19 protein-coding genes are annotated in these 19,127 nt (G+C 38.6%); 6 read left to right on the forward strand and 13 right to left on the reverse strand.

Annotated features, from left to right (window positions below):
• Positions 1 to 70 precede the first annotated feature (70 nt).
• Both AC2JBO_RS01750 and AC2JBO_RS01755 read left to right on the forward strand, forming a co-directional pair.
• Positions 71 to 400 carry a hypothetical protein gene (locus AC2JBO_RS01750; RefSeq protein WP_496951894.1) on the forward strand — a complete coding sequence of 110 codons (330 nt, stop codon included), beginning with the start codon at positions 71 to 73 and terminating at the stop codon, positions 398 to 400.
• A complete protein-coding gene (locus tag AC2JBO_RS01755; RefSeq protein ID WP_496951895.1) occupies positions 397 to 744 on the forward strand; it encodes a cupin domain-containing protein in 348 nt (115 codons plus the stop codon). Before AC2JBO_RS01750 ends, AC2JBO_RS01755 begins: the two co-directional genes overlap by 4 nt.
• A 91-nt stretch (positions 745 to 835) precedes the next feature.
• On the opposite strand, the gene AC2JBO_RS01760 is transcribed toward AC2JBO_RS01755, so the two are convergent.
• The 9 genes from AC2JBO_RS01760 to trpS form a co-directional block, all read right to left on the reverse strand.
• Positions 836 to 1,375 (reverse strand): hypothetical protein, encoded by a 540-nt coding sequence (locus AC2JBO_RS01760; protein ID WP_496951896.1) that lies wholly within the window; start codon positions 1,373 to 1,375, stop codon positions 836 to 838.
• Positions 1,376 to 1,475: 100 nt separating this feature from the next.
• Entirely contained in the window at positions 1,476 to 2,267 is a 792-nt protein-coding gene (locus tag AC2JBO_RS01765) for a DUF3891 family protein (protein WP_496951897.1), read from the reverse strand.
• A 205-nt stretch (positions 2,268 to 2,472) separates the two neighbouring features.
• Entirely contained in the window at positions 2,473 to 3,027 is a 555-nt protein-coding gene (locus tag AC2JBO_RS01770; protein ID WP_496951898.1) for a Uma2 family endonuclease, read from the reverse strand.
• A gap of 64 nt (positions 3,028 to 3,091) precedes the next feature.
• Positions 3,092 to 4,279, reverse strand: coding sequence for an AAA family ATPase (locus AC2JBO_RS01775; protein WP_496951899.1), 1,188 nt, complete (start codon positions 4,277 to 4,279; stop codon positions 3,092 to 3,094).
• A 535-nt stretch (positions 4,280 to 4,814) separates the two neighbouring features.
• Entirely contained in the window at positions 4,815 to 5,738 is a 924-nt protein-coding gene (locus AC2JBO_RS01780; RefSeq protein WP_496951957.1) for a hypothetical protein, read from the reverse strand.
• 15 nt (positions 5,739 to 5,753) lie between these two features.
• Entirely contained in the window at positions 5,754 to 6,887 is a 1,134-nt protein-coding gene (locus AC2JBO_RS01785; protein WP_496951900.1) for an AAA family ATPase, read from the reverse strand.
• A complete protein-coding gene (locus AC2JBO_RS01790) occupies positions 6,884 to 8,026 on the reverse strand; it encodes a DUF262 domain-containing protein (protein ID WP_496951901.1) in 1,143 nt (380 codons plus the stop codon). Before AC2JBO_RS01790 ends, AC2JBO_RS01785 begins: the two co-directional genes overlap by 4 nt.
• Before the next feature lie 318 nt (positions 8,027 to 8,344).
• On the reverse strand, positions 8,345 to 9,295 hold the full coding sequence (locus AC2JBO_RS01795) for a methylenetetrahydrofolate reductase (protein ID WP_496951958.1): 951 nt from the start codon (positions 9,293 to 9,295) through the stop codon (positions 8,345 to 8,347).
• Positions 9,296 to 9,343: 48 nt separating this feature from the next.
• The gene (gene trpS, locus AC2JBO_RS01800) at positions 9,344 to 10,351 is read right to left on the reverse strand and encodes a tryptophan--tRNA ligase (RefSeq protein WP_496951902.1); all 1,008 of its coding nucleotides are present in this window, start codon (positions 10,349 to 10,351) and stop codon (positions 9,344 to 9,346) included.
• A gap of 247 nt (positions 10,352 to 10,598) precedes the next feature.
• Between trpS and AC2JBO_RS01805 the strand changes: the two genes are divergently transcribed.
• Positions 10,599 to 12,161: a B12-binding domain-containing radical SAM protein gene (locus AC2JBO_RS01805; protein ID WP_496951903.1), complete on the forward strand. Its 1,563-nt coding sequence runs from the start codon at positions 10,599 to 10,601 to the stop codon at positions 12,159 to 12,161.
• A gap of 406 nt (positions 12,162 to 12,567) precedes the next feature.
• On the opposite strand, the gene AC2JBO_RS01810 is transcribed toward AC2JBO_RS01805, so the two are convergent.
• Positions 12,568 to 13,515: a malate dehydrogenase gene (locus AC2JBO_RS01810; protein ID WP_496951904.1), complete on the reverse strand. Its 948-nt coding sequence runs from the start codon at positions 13,513 to 13,515 to the stop codon at positions 12,568 to 12,570.
• A 161-nt stretch (positions 13,516 to 13,676) separates the two neighbouring features.
• On the opposite strand from AC2JBO_RS01810, the gene pip reads away from it, so the two are divergent.
• The 3 genes from pip to AC2JBO_RS01825 all read left to right on the forward strand — a co-directional run bounded on the left by pip (position 13,677) and on the right by AC2JBO_RS01825 (position 15,596).
• Positions 13,677 to 14,624, forward strand: a complete 948-nt coding sequence (gene pip / locus AC2JBO_RS01815) for a prolyl aminopeptidase (protein ID WP_496951905.1) — start codon at positions 13,677 to 13,679, stop codon at positions 14,622 to 14,624.
• A gap of 171 nt (positions 14,625 to 14,795) precedes the next feature.
• Positions 14,796 to 15,086 carry a type II toxin-antitoxin system TacA family antitoxin gene (locus AC2JBO_RS01820; protein WP_496951906.1) on the forward strand — a complete coding sequence of 97 codons (291 nt, stop codon included), beginning with the start codon at positions 14,796 to 14,798 and terminating at the stop codon, positions 15,084 to 15,086.
• Positions 15,087 to 15,173: 87 nt separating this feature from the next.
• Positions 15,174 to 15,596 carry a GNAT family N-acetyltransferase gene (locus tag AC2JBO_RS01825; RefSeq protein WP_496951907.1) on the forward strand — a complete coding sequence of 141 codons (423 nt, stop codon included), beginning with the start codon at positions 15,174 to 15,176 and terminating at the stop codon, positions 15,594 to 15,596.
• Here AC2JBO_RS01825 and AC2JBO_RS01830 read toward each other — a convergent pair.
• The 3 genes from AC2JBO_RS01830 to glgP all read right to left on the reverse strand — a co-directional run bounded on the left by AC2JBO_RS01830 (position 15,539) and on the right by glgP (position 18,930).
• Positions 15,539 to 15,937 carry a helix-turn-helix domain-containing protein gene (locus AC2JBO_RS01830; protein WP_496951908.1) on the reverse strand — a complete coding sequence of 133 codons (399 nt, stop codon included), beginning with the start codon at positions 15,935 to 15,937 and terminating at the stop codon, positions 15,539 to 15,541. The genes AC2JBO_RS01825 and AC2JBO_RS01830 overlap by 58 nt on opposite strands.
• Positions 15,938 to 15,942: 5 nt before the next feature.
• On the reverse strand, positions 15,943 to 16,197 hold the full coding sequence (locus tag AC2JBO_RS01835) for a type II toxin-antitoxin system Phd/YefM family antitoxin (RefSeq protein WP_496951909.1): 255 nt from the start codon (positions 16,195 to 16,197) through the stop codon (positions 15,943 to 15,945).
• A 171-nt stretch (positions 16,198 to 16,368) separates the two neighbouring features.
• The gene (gene glgP / locus AC2JBO_RS01840) at positions 16,369 to 18,930 is read right to left on the reverse strand and encodes an alpha-glucan family phosphorylase (RefSeq protein WP_496951910.1); all 2,562 of its coding nucleotides are present in this window, start codon (positions 18,928 to 18,930) and stop codon (positions 16,369 to 16,371) included.
• Positions 18,931 to 19,127: the final 197 nt, after the last annotated feature.

Consider the following 19,127-nt stretch of genomic DNA (forward strand, 5'->3'; position numbering starts at 1 on the left):
AGTAACTGCATAATTCCACAAAACCAGACATAAGTTTCATTGTTAATCCACAGTAACAACATATACAAATATGAGACTTATAATTAGAATTGCAGGACTAGCACTTATGCTTATCGGTATTAAAGTATTAGCAGGCAGTGTCATTTTATCTGGGCACTTAATTCAAAGCTTACCCGTAATTATTCTGACTATATGCGGAGTATGGACTTTAACTTACGCGCAACAATATCGTAAATATGGATGGTTGTTCATTGCTGGTGGCGCCACTTACGCTATTGCAAGCGGCACAATTTTCATTACTCCCATCTCATTAATATCATTTGCATTATCATTCTTTGCAGTTAGCGGTGGTTATACTATGCTCTCTACAGGTAAAGTCAAACTTCAAATACTGCCATGACAAAAAAAATTAATAAACATACTGCCGAGCATTACTTTTGGGGTAAGAATTGCCAGGGTTGGCATCTTGTGAAACAACTTGAACTAAGCATTATTCAAGAAGAAATGCCACCAAATACATCAGAAGTACGACACTATCATAAACACTCTCGACAATTTTTCTTTATTTTATCAGGTGAAGCTACAATAGAAATAGATGGTTGGCGCCAAGTGTTACGCGCGCATGAAGGAATAGAAATTTCACCTGGTCAACCGCATCAGGTATTTAATGAGTCGCAGCAAAATCTTGAATTTATAGTAGTTTCTCAACCACCAAGTCATGGAGACAGAACTTTGTGTGATTGAAATATATAACAATATTATATGGATTGTAAAAAATTATATCCACGTAGAGACGCGATGTTCCTCGCGTCTCTACACCAGTGTTGAAAAATTTTCAAATATTGTCCAGTTCAAATTTTTGTAAGTTATTTAAAGTAAAAATATTATCTACTTTCGTCAAATCACCAATACATAAAACTGGTATACGTTCTTGATAAGCTATAATTGCTAAAATATATTCATCATCTGCAAGCGAAACATTAATCTTTCGCAGTTTGTCAAAAATAATACCGAATAATGTTATTTGACCACTCATTCTATTATTATATTTTTCAACATGCGTAACTAATCCCTGAATTTTAATATTATTAGCGTTAGTAATTAATTCCCCTAGTATTTCTATTTGCGAACGTTTTTCTACTTCTTCCAAAGTTTTCAAAGCATCGCTAATGCGCGGGGCATAATCAACCCAATCTGGCTTTAAAGGTAGTAATATTTCAAATTCATCAAATCCATCTTTTTTTAATCTCCATACACTAGCGGCGCCATCTAGAATTCGAGCAGTTTCTCGCCAACCAGCAGTTCGTAAGTGCGCTTCTAATATATGAGGTTCTACAGTTTTAAGGACAGTGCTATCTCTGACAGTAATTTTCATGGCGATGTCTGAAACAACTCATATCACTTATATTACCGTTTTTTACCACGCCCATCACAGAGGACACAGAGAGTTTTGTTTGTAATATGAGTATCAAAACTTAACGTGATTTCAATACAGTGCTTAAACTTATCCAGCAATTACTGTTTAGATAATCTTGCATAGCTGCCTCGTCGTCAAAGGTGTGGGGTAAAAGTCTTCCTTCATAAACGAGTTTGACTTCGCTTTGCTGAAATGGCCAAGGAGATACTGCTATATGATTACAATTGCCTTCTTTTTCTAGCAAGGTTAATTCGAGTGTAGTTTCTCCGTTAATTGTTGTAATTTTTGCTACTTGCTTTTTATCAGTAAATCCTTGGCATAAAATTATTGAGAGACTATCCCAGGTTGCTACAAGTTGTTGGTTACGTTTGATAATTGACGGTGCCGTATATGGTGCAAAATATTCATCTTGATTAAGAATATTGATAACTTGCTCTTGAAATGCTGACTCTTGATTAAGAAAACTTTGTACTATCGGAATAGCATCGGTCGAGTTTCGCCAGCTAGTAAACCTTTCATACAACCCTGTACCATGCAACGAGACGAGTAATGCTGCGTATCTCCCAAAGGTCAGCGCAAGCTGTTTCGCACTCAACCATATATCTATATGTACTTGTGTTGGCAACTGTGTAAATTTGTGGGGATAGCCAGTTTCAGGGTTTAGCGTTGGCTTTTGCTCCCATTTAACCCAACCAATATCATGTAAAGAGGCGCCTAGACAAACTTCATCGAAAGGAGCAAAGTTACCAAATTGTTCGTTACCCCAAGCGCGCGCTAGTTCTCCCGCAAGCCAAGCATGATGAGGTTGAGTAATGCAAACTAAGCCTTGTTCTGTAAAGCGATGCAGCATGAGAAAAACCTAACTACTTCTCACTTTTAAGATAGGTGTGGTGAGGAAGTGAGTTTTATAGCTGAAGGAATAAAATTTATTTGAATTGGGAATTTCCAAAAATTAAATTAATAATCTTGTGGAGTAGGCATCCTTGCCCGCCCACTCGTTCAGGACGGGCGAGGACGCCCATTCCACAAGAAAATTCTTAAAACCTAATTGCATTTTAAATATTTAGCCAGCTAAAAATTTGCTCAACGGTTAGAGATAGGTCAATATTACTGAGGATGGGAAGTATATCTGTTCCTTCTAGAAGTTCAACACGTTGGTTAGGATGTACAACCAAAATGCCGTCTTCATCTGGAAGAATTAACCACCCTAATTCTGTACCATTTTTACTGCAATGTAGCAGGTTACGGAGAACTTTAGTTTGGCTTTGCTCTGGTGAGAGAATTTCTATTGCCCAGTCAGGATGGCTTTCAAAGCGGTTGGCAATTCTCCCTGACTCAGTACGGGGTATGCGTTCCCATCGAAATATAGCAACATCGGGAACTACGGTGGCACCGCCAAATGTACAGCGTAGTTCAGGTAATGCTAAAGCAATTTTTTGAGGTTCTGCAACTTCGTTAATAGTAGAAACAAGTTTACCTTGAAGTCGGCTGTGTTCTCCTTGTGGCATTGGTTTTTGATTAATTTCTCCATTAATATATTCAGAAGCAGGTTCAGTTTCGGGTAATTGGAGGAATTCGTCTAAGGTAATGGGTTTGACTGCTGTAGTCATAATTGTTTTTTGTTCTTATCTCTTATACCAATTCTAGCTGTTATATCAAATGCGTTTGCAATTTTTAATGTTTTGCTGGTGCTAACAAAATTATTAAGCTATTTTCAATCTCATCAAAAAAACCGTCAGGCCATCGGTCAATTCTACCATTTCTATCAATTCGTGGTGATATTACTTCTGTTACAACTTGCTCTTGTTTTTCACGACGTTGAAAGTGGTTGAATTGAACATCATCTGGTTTAATTAAACCTCCATGAACTGATACGCGGATACCATTTAAAATATGGTCACTATGAGTTTCAATAATTACTTGAATTCCACTGCTTGCTGCAAGTGCTATTAACTTACCCATTTTAGTTTGACCACTAGGATGTAAATGTCCCTCTGGATGTTCAATAATAATTAAAGAACCCGGAGGAGATGCAAGTAGCGCAACAACAATTGGCAAAGTAGAAGAAATCCCAAATCCTACGTTATTAGCATTATATTTTTTACTAATATGATTTTTATTTCTATAAGAATATTTTAGGTTGATTGAATCAATATTTTCTTTTGAAGTACTAAAAATCTGCGCTCCTGAACTTATTTCATTTACCCATGCTTCCACTTGGTCTTTTAAACAAAGTGAGCTTGCCTGCGGATGACACAATTTATTCTGAATGTTTTGCTGAGAATATTTATCAGTATCATTAACTTCTTGTAAATCATCTTTTTGATAACTAACTGTATTAATATTCCAGTTGCCAAAAGCATTTAAAAAATGTGCTGTGTACTCACCCTTTATTCCAATTTTAAAATCTTGTGATGCTACAGAATCATGAACAGAAAGATTGCAGTAACCTATCCTTTCTGCTTGGAGATAGTGAAAAGAGCTACCGAAGAGACAAAAGTTGCTTATTTCTAAAGTTACAGGCGCCGTTTTAGTTTTTAAAATATTAGCTTCTAACTCATATGCAAAACGCCATTGCCAGCTTTTCTCTTGATTATTAGTAAAAAGTTCAAATTCAATAAATTTATCTTTTGCTTCTTCAAAAAATACATCTTGCAGTGTTTCTAAATATACTAAATCACCATTCAATGCCAAACTTTCGTTTAAAACTCCTTGCAGATACGATTGTCTTAACAGTAACAATGATTGTAATGCCGATGATTTACCTGTATTATTAAATCCTGACATTATAGTCAGTGGACGAAACTTTAAAAGCTGCTTTTCAAAAAGTTTGAAATTTCTTAATAATAAAGAATGTATCATAAAAAACTCCGCACGTAAGTTGTTCTCTCAGAGACGTAGCTATTATGTGTGAGATTTATATACAACTTGACACATAGTTGGTTCTTATTTATTAAATTCTTTGTTTAAATTATAGCGTGTGGGTAGTTATATAAAGTAGTAAATGAAGCTATTTTATAATACACAGTATTTTCAAGATACATCAAGGTAAAAATATTTACCTTCATAGCAAATAAAATTAAATAATGTTACGCAAGTCAATATTACCCATCACTCCAATTATTTAGCTTTAAATGTCGCTTTGCAACATTTAAACTTACAGCAATATTGTGTAACAAATAATTCTTACTTACTTACCTAGAGTTCTAAAGCATTGATCTAGTAATATATTAACGGAAGCGTAAATTTATGAGTTGGGGCAAAACGCTTATTTTTCGGTTAAATTATTTAGCCTTCGCATCAATATCAAGGCACCTAAATACTCGATTAAAGCAACACTCATAGTTAGACTTTTGTGTCAACCACTTCTACTAAACCGACGCTCTAGGAACTAAGATTATTGAATTTTGAGACCGATGTAACCTATTATCAGCTTCCCAGGTCCTAATTCTGTAGAAAAATAAAGGCGCCAAGCTCCTGGTGTCATTCGCACATGTAAGCTGAAGTTTCGATTTACGCCATCAGGGCATTTAAAGGTTAGCTGTGATTGAAACCGTCTTAATCTGGACTCACTTTCTGGAGATGCTTTACAAGGAAGTGTATCAAAATCAAAGGCGCCTTCTGTCCAACTTTTGCACGATTTCTCTAGTGCAAACAATCTGTTTACAACCTGCCTTAGTAAAGGATTGCCTGTATTAAGACTTTGCAATTGCTGACTTATACTCTGACAAAAAGTTAAAGAAGGAAATAATTCTTCCTTACGGTTCCAAAGCTCCAATCCATCTTGCACAAAGGTTTTGAGACGTTCCTGTATCCAAGAGATGTGCCCTTGTACATGACCCTTACAGCTAGCATGAAAAATTGTTACTGTATCAGTATTCAAGTCATCATCTTCAAGGCAAGTAACTTCTAGAGTAATATTGCTACACTCCCACCGAAGCTCTGATGTAATGCTTAAAGCAAGCGACTCTAATAAATAAGCAATCCCTAAACCTTGACAGTTTACCCCTTCATAACAAAAATCAGAGAGTATATTTTTTTCTTCTATTTCAGAATTCTGAATATCTTGTAAAAAAGGAGTTTTGGCTGCTGTAAGAAGAAATCGTAATTCGTCTCTATCCGTATTAGGGTCTGCCCACCAATCAGATAAAGAATAATTATTAGCAAGTACACTAGCATAAAAATCGTCATGAGTACGAATTATCGGTTTTACACCGAGTTCTGCTGCTTCTCGTGCTGTTGCTATAAGTTTCGACATCCTTTGCTGTGCTATTTGGGCATTCTCAGCAGGAACTCGCAAAGACAACTCATTCAAAACCATCTCCAAGTCCATGTTTTATGCATTCCTTGGTTTTAGTAAGGTTATTAAATTTTTTTCCCATTGATCGAAAAAACCGTCAGGCCATTTGTCGATTCTACCGTTTCTATCAATATGTGGCGACACTACATCTGTAAAAGCTTGTCTTTGTTCTTCTTTTCTCTGAAAATAATGTAATTGAACATCTTCATGATTTATTTTTCCATCATGGACAGCTAACCGAATTCCATTTAAAACATGGTCGCTATGAGTCTCTATAACAACTTGGACTCCAGAATTTGCAGCCAGCGCTAATAATTCACCCATTTTTGCTTGTCCTCTAGGGTGAAGGTGGGCTTCTGGATTTTCAATTAGAATAAGGGTGCCTGGTTTTGAAGCTAAAACAGCTACAAGAATAGGCAATGTATAACTAATTCCAAATCCTACATTAGTAGCCCTATAAGGATTACCATCTCCATAAAATAATTGTATGCTCACTAAATCCATATCTGGATTTGAATTAATTTTGATGCGGGTACCAGGACTTACTTCTCTCATCCAAGCTTCAACTTGGTCTATTAAATCCATTGATTTAGCTTCTGGGTAACTTACACCTGGATTAGGAATTCTATTACGTCTATGTACTGCTAGATAATGCACTGTATATTCACCTTTAGTACCAATTTGCCCAAGTCTTTTTACTTGATAATCCGAAATTTCATTGAATGGGCGTGGACCAATACGTTCTGCATGAAGATAATGAAAATTTCGACTGAACAGACTGCTTTTATAAACTGGCTCATCAACTGATTTTGAGGCCAAATTTAGTATGTCAGCTCTTTTATTCTTTAAACCATCAATATCTAAGTCATAAGTAAAATGCCATGCCCCTTTACTATTATCTTTCCAAGTCACTTCAAAGCCTATGTAGTCTTCTTTAGCTCTCTCGCTAAATGCGTCTTGAGCCGTACCAATACAAACTAATCCACCATTTAAAGCTAAACCAATTTCTGGTAATAATTCTTGCTGGTAAGATTGACGCAGCAGCAGTAGTGATTGTAAAACTGATGATTTACCTGTACTATTTATCCCAGAAAGCAGAGTTAATGGTTTAAATTCAAGCAACTGATTTTCAAAAGTTTTGAAGTTAACTAAACGAAGGGAATTAATCATGACAACACTTCTTGAATAATTTTCTGAATAGTAGCAAATCTATACTCAACTTTATTTGCGGCTTGAGATATGGAAGAAAGAAAATCTTTATCGTCATCTACATAATTACTAAAAATATGTATTAACTGCTGTTTTTTATGCTTCAGTGTTTCAATTTGTTGCTCATTTAACTTACTCAAAGAAACTGACCAAGCTTCAAATAATGATTTATTTACAGGAAATGTTCTTGGATTTTTACTAGAGATTTTACGAAATGCTTTGGATCCAAAAATATCAAATGCTGTAATCATAGTTTTTTTAAAGTTTAACTCTAACTGGTTAAACTCTTCATCTGAAAGATGATTTGATTTTAACAGAGCTTTACTCAAGAACGAGTCTCTGGTTTTATCTTTATAATATTCAGTATAAGGCGTAAGATAAAAAGCGATAAAGCCAAGAACAAATTCTCTATCATCCATGCGTTTTATCTTAGAATCATTGAGTTTAACTACTCTCTGAAATTCTTTTAAATCTGCAAGTTTAACTAAGAATTTACTTGATTTACCCGGGTTTAAAGCATGACGTAATTCTTGAGGAGAAAGAGGAACGCCACCCGTATTTATCCTTTTAAATATATTGTATTTTACCTCAATAGGTGTACCTTTCTCAATCAGATAAACATTAACCTGAGTTTCCAATATTCGACGTTGATATCTACGTTCTAAATCATCATAGGTTTTATTATTTAATTCTTTAAGATATTCCAGTCCACTTAGTCTTAATCTTTTATTGGTTTTATCGGTAACAAATGATTTTAGAGCAGATAATCTTTGTAACCCATCTACTACTAGCCAATTTTCTTCATCAGTTGCATCTATATAAAATGCTGGAAGAGGGATACGAATTAGAACCGATTCAATCAGCCGACTTTTCGCATCTTGGTTCCAGATACCAGCTTGACGTTGAAAATCAGGTGCTAAATTTAGCGCTTCTTCATCTATTCGCCTTAGTAACTGCTCTATGGTAGGTTCCCTAGTAACAATATTTATTTCTTCAGGGTCATAACGAAAATCATCTGGTGGACGATATCCATCCCCGCTTATTTCTTCATCGGAATCATCTTCTGTTAATTCTTCGTCATATTTATCCAAATTAGCCATGTATGCTCCTGTTGATATATATACTAAGCCTGTTCTTGTACTAACAGTCTTTTGTTATACTACATCAGCTAGCAACCGTTGATACATGGTTAATACAACTAAATTTTGATCTACGAAACAATGCCTCCTCTCTGTGTACTATATAGTTTTTGGTAATTATATACTATTTTATTTGGTGTCTAATTCATCGAATGTTATTGATTCTGTTAAACAAAAGCTGATGAGTTGCGGCTACGAAAAGTGGCTGGCAGATGAGTAGGGCAAAGCCGTCCTAAACAAGCGGGCGGGCAAGGATGCCCACCCCACAAGATGATTAATTTACTTTGCTACAACCATACTTACTGATTTAACCCCAGCCATATCTAAGATTGGTGCGATTAAATCTTCGCGCTTGACTGCCATCATATGCACGCCTTGGCACAGTTGCCGCGCGATTTGCACTTGTTCAGCAGCAATTTTCATTCCCTCGTCTAAGGGATCTTTGGCTTGCGCTAATCTATCGATTATGTGCTGAGGTATATTTACACCTGGTACTGCCCGGTTGATGAATTCGGCGTTTTTGGCTGATTTCAACAGAAATATTCCAGCAAGTATTGGTTTATTACACCCAGCGGCAATGGTATCCATGAATTTTTCCAATCTCTCAAAATCGGTGATTAGCTGACTTTGGAAAAATTGGGCGCCTGCTTCTACTTTCTTTTCAAACCGACTTTGCAACCCCGACCAACTTTTACATTGCGGGTCAACTGCGGCGCCTACAAATAAATCTAACGCCCCATCGGTCAGGGGTTTATCGTTATAATCTACGCCCAAATTAAGTTTCTGAATAACTTGCAACAAACGCACCGCTTCAAGGTCAAAGACACCTTTACAGTCGGGGTGGTCGCCTGCTTTTACAGGGTCGCCTGTTAAAGCTAAGATATTTTGAATTCCTAAAGCATGGGCGCCCATCAAATCAGCTTGTAAACCAATACGGTTCCTGTCCCGACATGCGAATTGACATATCGGCTCGATACCGTTTTGAAGTAAAATTGCTGACACCACTAGCGGAGACATACGTAACACTGCTCGGCTACCATCAGTGATGTTGACGGCATGAACCCTCCCCTTAAGGGTCGCCGCCATTTGGAGCATGTGTTGCGGATTACCTCCTTTCGGTGGGCAAACCTCTGCTGTTACTAGAAACTCGCCGTTCCTAGCAGCAGCACGAAATGAACTGACTTTAACTGGAGTAATTGGTGTTAGTGTATCAAGCATAACAATGAGCATTTTCACTCTAAGTACAGCTGTAACACAATTTGACCCCAAGTGGAAAGCTCATTGTGGCAGAGAATACCCCATTGCAATCTTTACGTCTTTTAATGTTTGGTTTGCAACTTCTTCGGCCTTTTGGCGCCCTTCACGCAACACTGACTCGATATAACCCTTATCAGCCATGACTTCGGTGTATTTGTCTTGAATTGGTTTTAGGGCATTTATCGTTGTTTCGGTTAGTAACTTCTTAAAATCTCCCCATCCCATATCCGCACATTCTGCCGCTACGTCTTCTTTTGCCTTACCCGACAACAACATATATATTGTCAGCAAATTCTGACATTCGGGACGTGCGGGGTCATCGAACACAATACCGCGTATCGGGTCAGTTTTACACCGTTTAATTTTCTTAGTAATTTCATCGGCTGAGTCAAGCAAATTAATGCGACTACCTTCAGCAGGGTCTGACTTCGACATTTTTTTAGTGCCGTCAGTGAGACTCATTATACGGGCACCATCTTTGCGAATCATTGGTTCGGGAGACTTTAATACCTTTTTGCCCTTACCAAATAGATGGTTGAAACGGTCTGTAATATCGCGCGTTAATTCAAGATGCTGCTTTTGGTCTTCACCCACAGGTACTTTATCAGCGTTGTACAGCAAAATATCCGATGCCATCAACACAGGATAGTCGAGTAACCCAACACCAACGTTTTCTCCTTGCTTAACAGCTTTTTCCTTAAACTGAATCATATCAGTAAGCCAGTTCATCGGGGTAATACAGTTAAGTAGCCAAGTTAGTTCGCTGTGGGCAGAAACATGCGACTGTACAAAGATACTGGAATATTGTAAATCAATACCACACGCCAAATATAACGCTGCAATAGTGTATGTATCGTTTGCCAGCGTTGCCGGGTTGTGAGGTGCAGTGATAGCGTGCAAGTCCACCACGCAAAAATAACTATCAAACTGGTCTTGAATTTCCACCCAGTTACGGATGGCACCGAAGTAGTTACCTAAATGCAAGTTACCAGTTGGTTGAACTCCAGAAAGAATACGTTGCCTGCCCATAGCCTTTAGTTTAATGATTTAGTCATTATAAATTAACTTAAAGATCCCCCCTAGCCCCCCTTAATAAAGGGGGAACAAGATAAGAAGCAATAATCTTAGCCCCATACACAAACAAATCTAAGCCCTCTTATTAAGGGGGTTGGGGGGATCATCTTTCTTTACAAAACTCGATAAAACTTAAGTTTCTGTCAGCAATCTTAGGAGTAACGTAAGAGTTAAGTATTTATTCACCCCGGAGTATGTAACCATGAAAGCTTTACTCCTCTGGCCTATAATGCCTAATTCTTTCTGGTCTTACCAAGAAACCCTTAATTTGGCGAATTTACGCTCGACAAATTCACCATTGGGTTTAATAACGGTAGCGGCAATGTTGCCTCAAGACTGGGAAATTAGATTTGTAGATCGAAATGTTCGTTCAGAAACTGATGATGATTGGGCGTGGTGCGATATTGTCATTATTTCTGCAATGATTATTCAGAAGCAAGATTTTTCTGAGTTGATTCAAAAAGGTGTTGCTTTAGGTAAGAAAGTTGCTGTCGGTGGTCCTTTCCCAACATCTGTACCAGAATTCCCTTTAACGTATGGCGCCCACTATCTAATTTTAGATGAAGGCGAATGTACTATTCCAATGTTTTTGGAAGCGTTAGCACGAGGTGACGAACGTGGTATTTTTAAAGCAAGCGAAAAGCCAGATGTTACCCAAACCCCAATTGCACGATTTGATTTGCTTGACTTGGATGCTTATTTGGCAATGACAGTGCAATTTTCTCGTGGTTGTCCTTTTCAATGTGAGTTCTGCGACATTATTAACTTGTACGGTCGTAAACCACGTACCAAAACACCTGAACAGATGTTACGGGAATTGCAAGTTCTCTATGATTTAGGCTGGCGCCGATATGTATTTATTGTCGATGATAATTTTATCGGCAACAAGCGCAATGCCAAGATATTTCTACAAGCACTTATCCCGTGGATGGAAGAACATAACTACCCCTTTATTCTGTTAACGGAAGCTTCGTTAAATTTGGCAGAGGATGACGAGTTAATAGAGTTGATGGTGAAAGCTGGGTTCACTATGGTGTTCATGGGCATCGAAACACCTGATACTGATAGTCTTTTGGGCATCCATAAAAACCAAAATACCCGCAATGACTTGATAGAGTCCTGTCATAAAATTACGCGGATGGGATTACAGATTATGTCTGGGTTTATCATGGGTTTTGATAACGAACGTCCAGGTGCAGGTCAGCGTATTAGCGAATTTATTGAGGAAACAGGTATTCCCCAAGGACAGTTTAGTTTGCTGCAAGCTTTACAAAACACTGCAATGTGGAACCGTTTACAACAGGAAGGGCGCCTCGTTGATGGGTTAGGAACATTCCACCAAGGTGCAATAATGAATTTTGTGCCCACACGTCCCGTGGAAGAAATAACCGAAGAGTACATCAATGCTTTTTGGAACATTTACGAACCAATGCCCTATTTAAAGCGTACATTCCGCCACTTTATGATGATGAACGGTTGGCGAGGTAAAACGAACCGTCCTATCACTTGGCATGAAATTCGCATGTTTGCTGCTATTTGTTGGCGCCAAGGTTTAGTACGTTCGACAAGGTTACTGTATTGGTGGCAATTGTTACTATTGGTAATTTTTAAGCCACGTCTTGTCTACGATTACTTAACAGTATTAGGTGTTGGCGAACACTTTTTTAACTACCGCTATGAAGTGAGAACACAACTACGGCAAAAACTCGTAGCGCTTAAACAGGTAGAGAAACAAGAAACCTATGTGCTAGAAGTTGCCAGTTAGTTAAATTCAACTTTTGACTTTGGAATTCTGATTTTAATTATCTTTATATTGGTGCTAAGTTCTGGTCTTTATATAAAATGTGATAAGTTCTTGTAGCATAGGCCGGAAAGCCTGTGCGAAGGTCAGGCGGGACGCCTAACCTACGTGGCTAACTTAATATATTCACATTTTGGACAAAAAAGAGCGTATTTTGCGGTTTTTTTTTTACGAACCGCAAAGGTCGCTTCATAGCGCAAAGAGGGGAATGTAAGGGTTGATTAAAAGATGTGTATACACATAAATCTCCTTTACCCTGAAGGGTTGGGCTTTGTCCGTGTAGTCCCACCCTTATAGGGTGAGAGGATTATAAATTCGGGATTTTTTTTGAGATGTGTGTACACGGTAGCCTTATTAAGGGGGATCAAAACTACATTACAGACTTATAAGCTTTATTTAATTCTTCTGCTGAATGTGCAAGCGCGCGTTGTTCTTCCTGATTTAATGGTATATACAATTTGCGCTCGATACCTTTTTCACCAATAATACAAGGAAGACCTAAAACTACTTCATCACCTATTTTATATTCGGCATCTGCTCTTACTGATACAGTAAATATTTTTTTCTCGTCGCGCAGAACAGTATCTACTAGTTGAGCAGCTACAGTTGAGATACCGTAACTAGTACCTCCTTTACGTTCGCTAATTGCATACGCGCGCTGACGTGTGTTATCTATATATTCAGCTTTTATATTATCTAAAGATATACCTTGTGGAAGCGGAAATTTTTCTAAAGGGATGGCGCCTATTTGGGCGTTAGACCACACAATTAATGAAGTGTTTCCATGTTCACCAATAACATATATATTGGCATCCTGCTTACTAACATTAAGTAGCTTACCAAGCTGGTAACGTACTCGTGCAGTATCTAAAACTGTTCCAGAACCAATTATTAAGTGTTCTGGTCTAGTTGAGGTTTTAATGGCTATTCGTGTTAATACGTCAACTGGATTACTTATAATAATTAAAATAGCATTCGGCGCCACTCTGTCAAGTTCTTGAATTGTCGAGCGTACAATATCAGTATTATCTTTTAATAACTCTAAGCGACTTTGACTGTCTTTTGAGGGCGCTCCAATTGTAAGAACAATTACATCACAATCAGTGAAGTCTTCGTATTTATCTGTAGGTAATATATCGCATTCTTCAAGTAAGGGAATCGCATCTTCAATATCCCACGCTTCACCTTCTGCTTTATCTTCTGTACGATTATATAGTACAACCGATACACATACACGCATTATTATTAAAGCACTTGCAACTGCGGCGCCTACACGACCTGCACCAACTACGCCAACTTTCGATACTTTGCTATTCATAGAAAGCTCCCACATCTATTTCTTTTTCTGTGTGCATAGTAATAAAAGAAGGGAAGTCTTGTTTATACCGATAGTTTGAGTTTTTTACCTTATTAGACGCAGAGGGCACAGAGGAAGAGGAAAAAGATTATAATTGTTTTTTGGATTATTTAATTTTTACAATGCGTGAGTTATATCCACACCGAGAACCTTTAAAAGAAGGTAAGTTACAAGTTTCAGATTTACACACTATATATTATGAGGAATCTGGTAATCTCCAAGGTAAAACGATTGTACTATTACACGGTGGTCCAGGTGGTGGGTGTCCCCCTTACTATCGTCAGTTCTTCAACCCAGAAAAATGGTGCCTAATTATGTTTGACCAGCGAGGGTGCGGTAAAAGTACACCTCACGCCGAATTACACGAAAATACAACTTACTCATTAGTTGCTGATATAGAAAAGCTACGCGAACACTTAAATATAGATCAGTGGGTAGTTTTTGGTGGCAGTTGGGGAAGTACGTTATCGCTCGCTTACAGTCAAACTCATCCCGAACGCTGTAAAGGCTTAATATTGCGTGGTATTTTTATGCTGCGGAAAAAGGAAATTGACTGGTTTTATCAAGAAGGTGCCAGTAATATTTTCCCCGATGCTTGGGAAGAATACTTAAAACCTATTCCACCTGAAGAAAGACACGATATGCTCACGGCATATTACAAGCGCTTAACCAGCGATGATATGAAAGTAAGACTCGAAGCTGCGTGCGCGTGGTCTATATGGGAAGCAAGTACAAGTAGACTATTTCTGGATAAAGGCTTAATGCAAATCTTCGGTGAAAGTCAATTTGCCGATGCCTTCGCGCGTATCGAGTGTCACTACTTTATGAATAAAGGCTTTTTTGAACATGATGACCAATTACTCAGAAACGTTGACCGCATTCGTAATATTCCTGCTGTAATAGTCCAAGGTCGATATGATGTAGTGTGCCCAATGATATCAGCATGGGAATTACACAAAGCATGGCCAGAAGCTGAATTTATTGTAGTACCCGATGCTGGACACTCAATGAGCGAACCAGGTATTACCAGCGCTTTAATAGGCGCCACAGATAAATTTAGCGAATTGTAATCTTTAGCTCTCAAATTTTTGTGTGTACATTTACCACAAAACGATATATAGCGTGTATGATGGATTTTAAGGTCGTAGGGTGCGTTACGGCACGATAAACTAGCTGCTTGCATAAGTAACTGTAAGCCGTAACGCACTATTAACTGCTTGAATAGAAGGAAAATTTGTAACTTGACAGACGCAATCAAGAAGCTGAAACATAATAGAGTAGACTTGAGAATTAGCCCTGACGAAAAAGAATTACTGGAAAAAGCTGCATCGATAAAAGGACTGAGCTTAAGTTCTTATGTTGTTTCCAATTGTCTAGAAGCAGCAAGAAGAGATATAGAAACTTATCATGAATGTGTTTTAAGCGATGAAGACCGTGACTTATTCTTATATTTAATAGAAAATCCACCAGAACCAAATCAAGCTTTAAAGTCAGCTATGGCTAGATTTAAGGATGAGTACAAGGGTGAATAAATAGTGAACTTTTATATTTCACCGTTAAACACCAGCTGTCACAATAGGGAATCTTTTGATTGTGGAAAACCTACGTTAAACGACTATTTGAAAAAAATAGCTAGGCAGGATGCCAAGCGCGGGTATTCAAAAACCTTTGTTGCAACTTTGGATAGCGTTGATAATCCAGAAGTTGTTGGTTACTACTCTACAAGTGCTTCTATTATTAAGTTTGAGAATATTCCGCTACATCTGTCTAAAAAATTACCAAAGTATCCGGCGCCTGCTATGCTGATTGGAAGGTTAGCAGCAGATAGACGAATGCAAGGTCAAGGGCTTCGAGAAACGCTTTTAATACACGCATTAGAGAGAGCAGTGCGTGTAAGCTCAGAAATGGCTATTTTTGCAGTAAAAGTTGATGCAATAGATGAAGAAGCAAAGAGATTTTATCTTCATTATGGTTTTATACGGTTTCAAAAAAAAGAATTATCTCTTTTGCTTCCGATGTCAACAATACTAAGAAGCGATTGAGATATCTTGAAAAAATTTGCTAGTTTTTCAATTTCATCTTGACTAGGCGCCCGCTTACCGCTCAAGATATCTTCAACATCCATCTCAGTACCAACAATTCCTACCAAGTCTTTAGGTTGAAGGTTAGATTCTTCCAGCAGAGCTTCTATCATCTCAATTCCTTTTAGAACAGGCATCGGTTCATGTTGCTGTTCATAATCATAAACTAAAGTACCAAGCACTCTTAAGTAGTCTTTATCATCCTGAGTAATATTTCTTTTATCTAAAATAGAATCGATACGTTCTTGAGTAGTAACTAACTCTGCTTCGTTAGTAATTGGACGTGGAGGAAAAGTAGTCATTGTTTTTACAATTCTACTGTTCTTGGTTTAAACGTTTTTGCTTTTGCGCGTTCAATAGCAGCAACTAAACGTGATGCATTTTCGGGTGACTGAAATAAATAGGCAGTTTCAATAATGCTGTTAAGTTCTGCGGTTGGGATGACTGCAACGCTTTCGGCGCCTTCCTTCGTCACTACAACTGGTTTACGGCTTGAGAGTGCTTGCTCGTAAATTTTATCAAAGTTGTTGCAAGCTTCGATATAGGTAGTTGAGTCATGCATATGTTTGTTTATATATAGATTATGTTAATGCTAGCAACTGTGGTGAAAGCTAACAATAAACTCTAATTAAAAGGGCGGGCAAGGATGCCCACCCCACAAGAGTTATTATTCACTCAGCACTCACTACTCAGTACTTACTACTCAGCACTCAGCACTCAGCACTTTCTACTCTTATTCTGCCCAAACGATTAATCTGGGTTCATAAGCGCTTGATAGGTACTCGTGTTTTGGAAGTACGCGCAGTGATAAGCCTTGTAAGCCGGATGTATTGTATACAATCTCAGCAGTGTAAGTACTTAAATCGTGTTCATCGGCGCCTTTATTTTCCATTACAACAGGTACACCGTTGACAATTTCGCCGTTTGCATCAATTGCGCCTTGATATAATTCGACTTGTACGTCATCTTTACTCAAGCCTGCCAAGTCAACTTTTGCTTTGACTTCAACAGTTTGGTTAACCAAAATATCAGTTTCAGAAGATACATCAATATCTTTAATTTTGATATTGAACCAACTAGCTCTGAGTTTATCTTTCCAATCTGCAAGTTCTTTAGCTGGTGCGTAGTTTTCTGCGATGAGATTATAGTAACGGTCGCTAGCTGGGAAATACGCGCGCTGTGCATATTCTCCTACCATCCGCGCGGTGTTGAAGAATGGACAATTCAAACGAATTGCATCTTTCATTTTTGCTACCCAATGTCTCGGTAAAGCGTCAGCGTCACGGTCGTAGAACAATGGTACAACTTCTTTCTCTAATAAATCGTACAGCGCATTTGCTTCGATTTGGTCTTGATAAGCTGGGTCATCATACATTTCACCATGTCCTATTGCCCAACCTGTGCGTACATAGTCTGCTTCATCCCACCAACCATCAAGAACGCTTAAGTTAGGTAAGCCGTTCATTGCTGCTTTCATACCGCTTGTTCCGGAAGCTTCGCGCGGGCGCCGAGGTGTATTTAACCAGATATCGCAACCCGACACCATCAACCGCGCGATGTAAATATCATAGTTAGGAACAAAGACGATTTGTTTTTGTAAGCCTTCTTCTTCAATAAAGTGGTTGATATCGCGGATAAGTTCTTTACCTGGGATATCTTTGGGGTGTGCTTTACCGGCAATTACAAACTGTACTTTGCGGTCTTTGTTTGCCAATATAATCTTTCTAATGCGCTCAACATCGCTCATCCACAATGTCGCACGTTTGTAGGTAGCAAAACGACGAGCAAAACCAATTGTAAATACTTTCGGGTCGAGAACTTCTTGCGCTTGGGCAATTTCTGATGGTGAGGCGCCTCTATCACGCAGGTGTTTAACCAAACGGTCGCGTACATAAAGTACCATATCCAAACGACAGCGTTCATGGTTACGCCACAATTCCTCATCGGGTATTGCGTCCATACGTTCCCACAACGGACTATCAACAGGAACCGATGACCAGTTTGGTCCCAAATAGCGGTCGTATAGTTCTTGAGTTGATTTTGCCACACAGCTACGAGCATGTACACCGTTGGTAATGGCGCCAATAGGTACTTCGTCAACAGGTACACCTTGCCACAACCCTTTAAACATCTGACGCGATACAACCCCGTGTAACTGCGCTACACCGTTTGAGAAAGTTGCCATCTTTAACGCCAGTACAGCCATACTAAACGGCGATGATAAATCACCTGTGTTATCTCGTCCTAAACCAAGAAACTGCTCTTTGTTCATTCCAAAAATATCAGCGTAATACCCCAGGTAATACAGCATCTTATCTGGTGAGAACAAATCGATCCCAGCAGGTACAGGAGTATGGGTAGTAAAGATATTGGAGGAAATTACAACTTGTCGCGCGGTTGAATAATTCAAACCTTTCTCTTGAATATATATGCGGATACGTTCTAAAGCAGAAAACGCCGCATGTCCTTCGTTCATGTGGTACGCGGTTACATCGTAGCCTAAAGCTTTGAGCATTCGTACACCACCAATACCCAGCATAATTTCTTGGTGGATACGCATGTCGATATCACCACCATATAGCTGGTCGGTAATATTGTGGTCGTAAGGATTATTTGGCTCAATATTAGTATCGAGCATGTACAAAGGTACAGACCCTACCTGAACTCGCCACACGCGCGCGTAAACCTTGCGTCCAGGGTATTCTACCTCAATTATTAACTCCGAACCGTCCTCTTTGCGTTCGAGGTGTAACGGCATGTTGTAAAAATCGTTGATGGGGTAGCGTTCTTGCTGCCAACCATCAGCGTTAAGATACTGTGCAAAATAACCTTGCTGATAAAGTAAACCTACACCAACTAAAGGTAAACCTAAGTCACTAGCGCTCTTTAGATGGTCTCCAGCTAATACCCCTAAACCACCTGAATATACAGGTAAGCAGTCAGCCAAACCAAATTCAGCAGAAAAGTAAGCGTAACATTCCTTTGGTTTCCCAGCACGCTGTTTTTGGAACCAAGTGCGTTCTTTGAGATACTCTTCTAATTGTTGCGCTGCACGGTCCATTTGCGCGAGGAAGCCTTCATCTTCCACTACTTCCGTTAAACGCGCTTGGTTAATTGTACCCAGCATTAAAACCGGGTTATGACGACTAGTTTCCCATAAATCGGGGTCTAGGCGCCGAAATAAGTCTTTTGCTTCGACGCTCCAATCCCAATGCAAGTTATATGCGAGTTTTCGCAATGGCTCAAGTCGAGATGGTAAAGATGGTGATACGTTAAAAGTGCGAATTGGCTGCATAGAGATGCCTACTCTAATATCTAGCTATGGGTATTGTTCACTGTCTTAACCCGATCTTGTTTATTATTTATACTAACTTTGTGAGATTATCCTGACAAAGTAAAGTTTTGTTAACCCTTTAAATTTTCGCTCTAAACAAGCCTCAAATCCCTTCTTGATTCTATATTGCCTATTTTCTGCGTATTTACTAAAGAAAA

The sequence above is a fragment of the Calothrix sp. CBUCES-K 9914 genome (assembly GCF_059640475.1).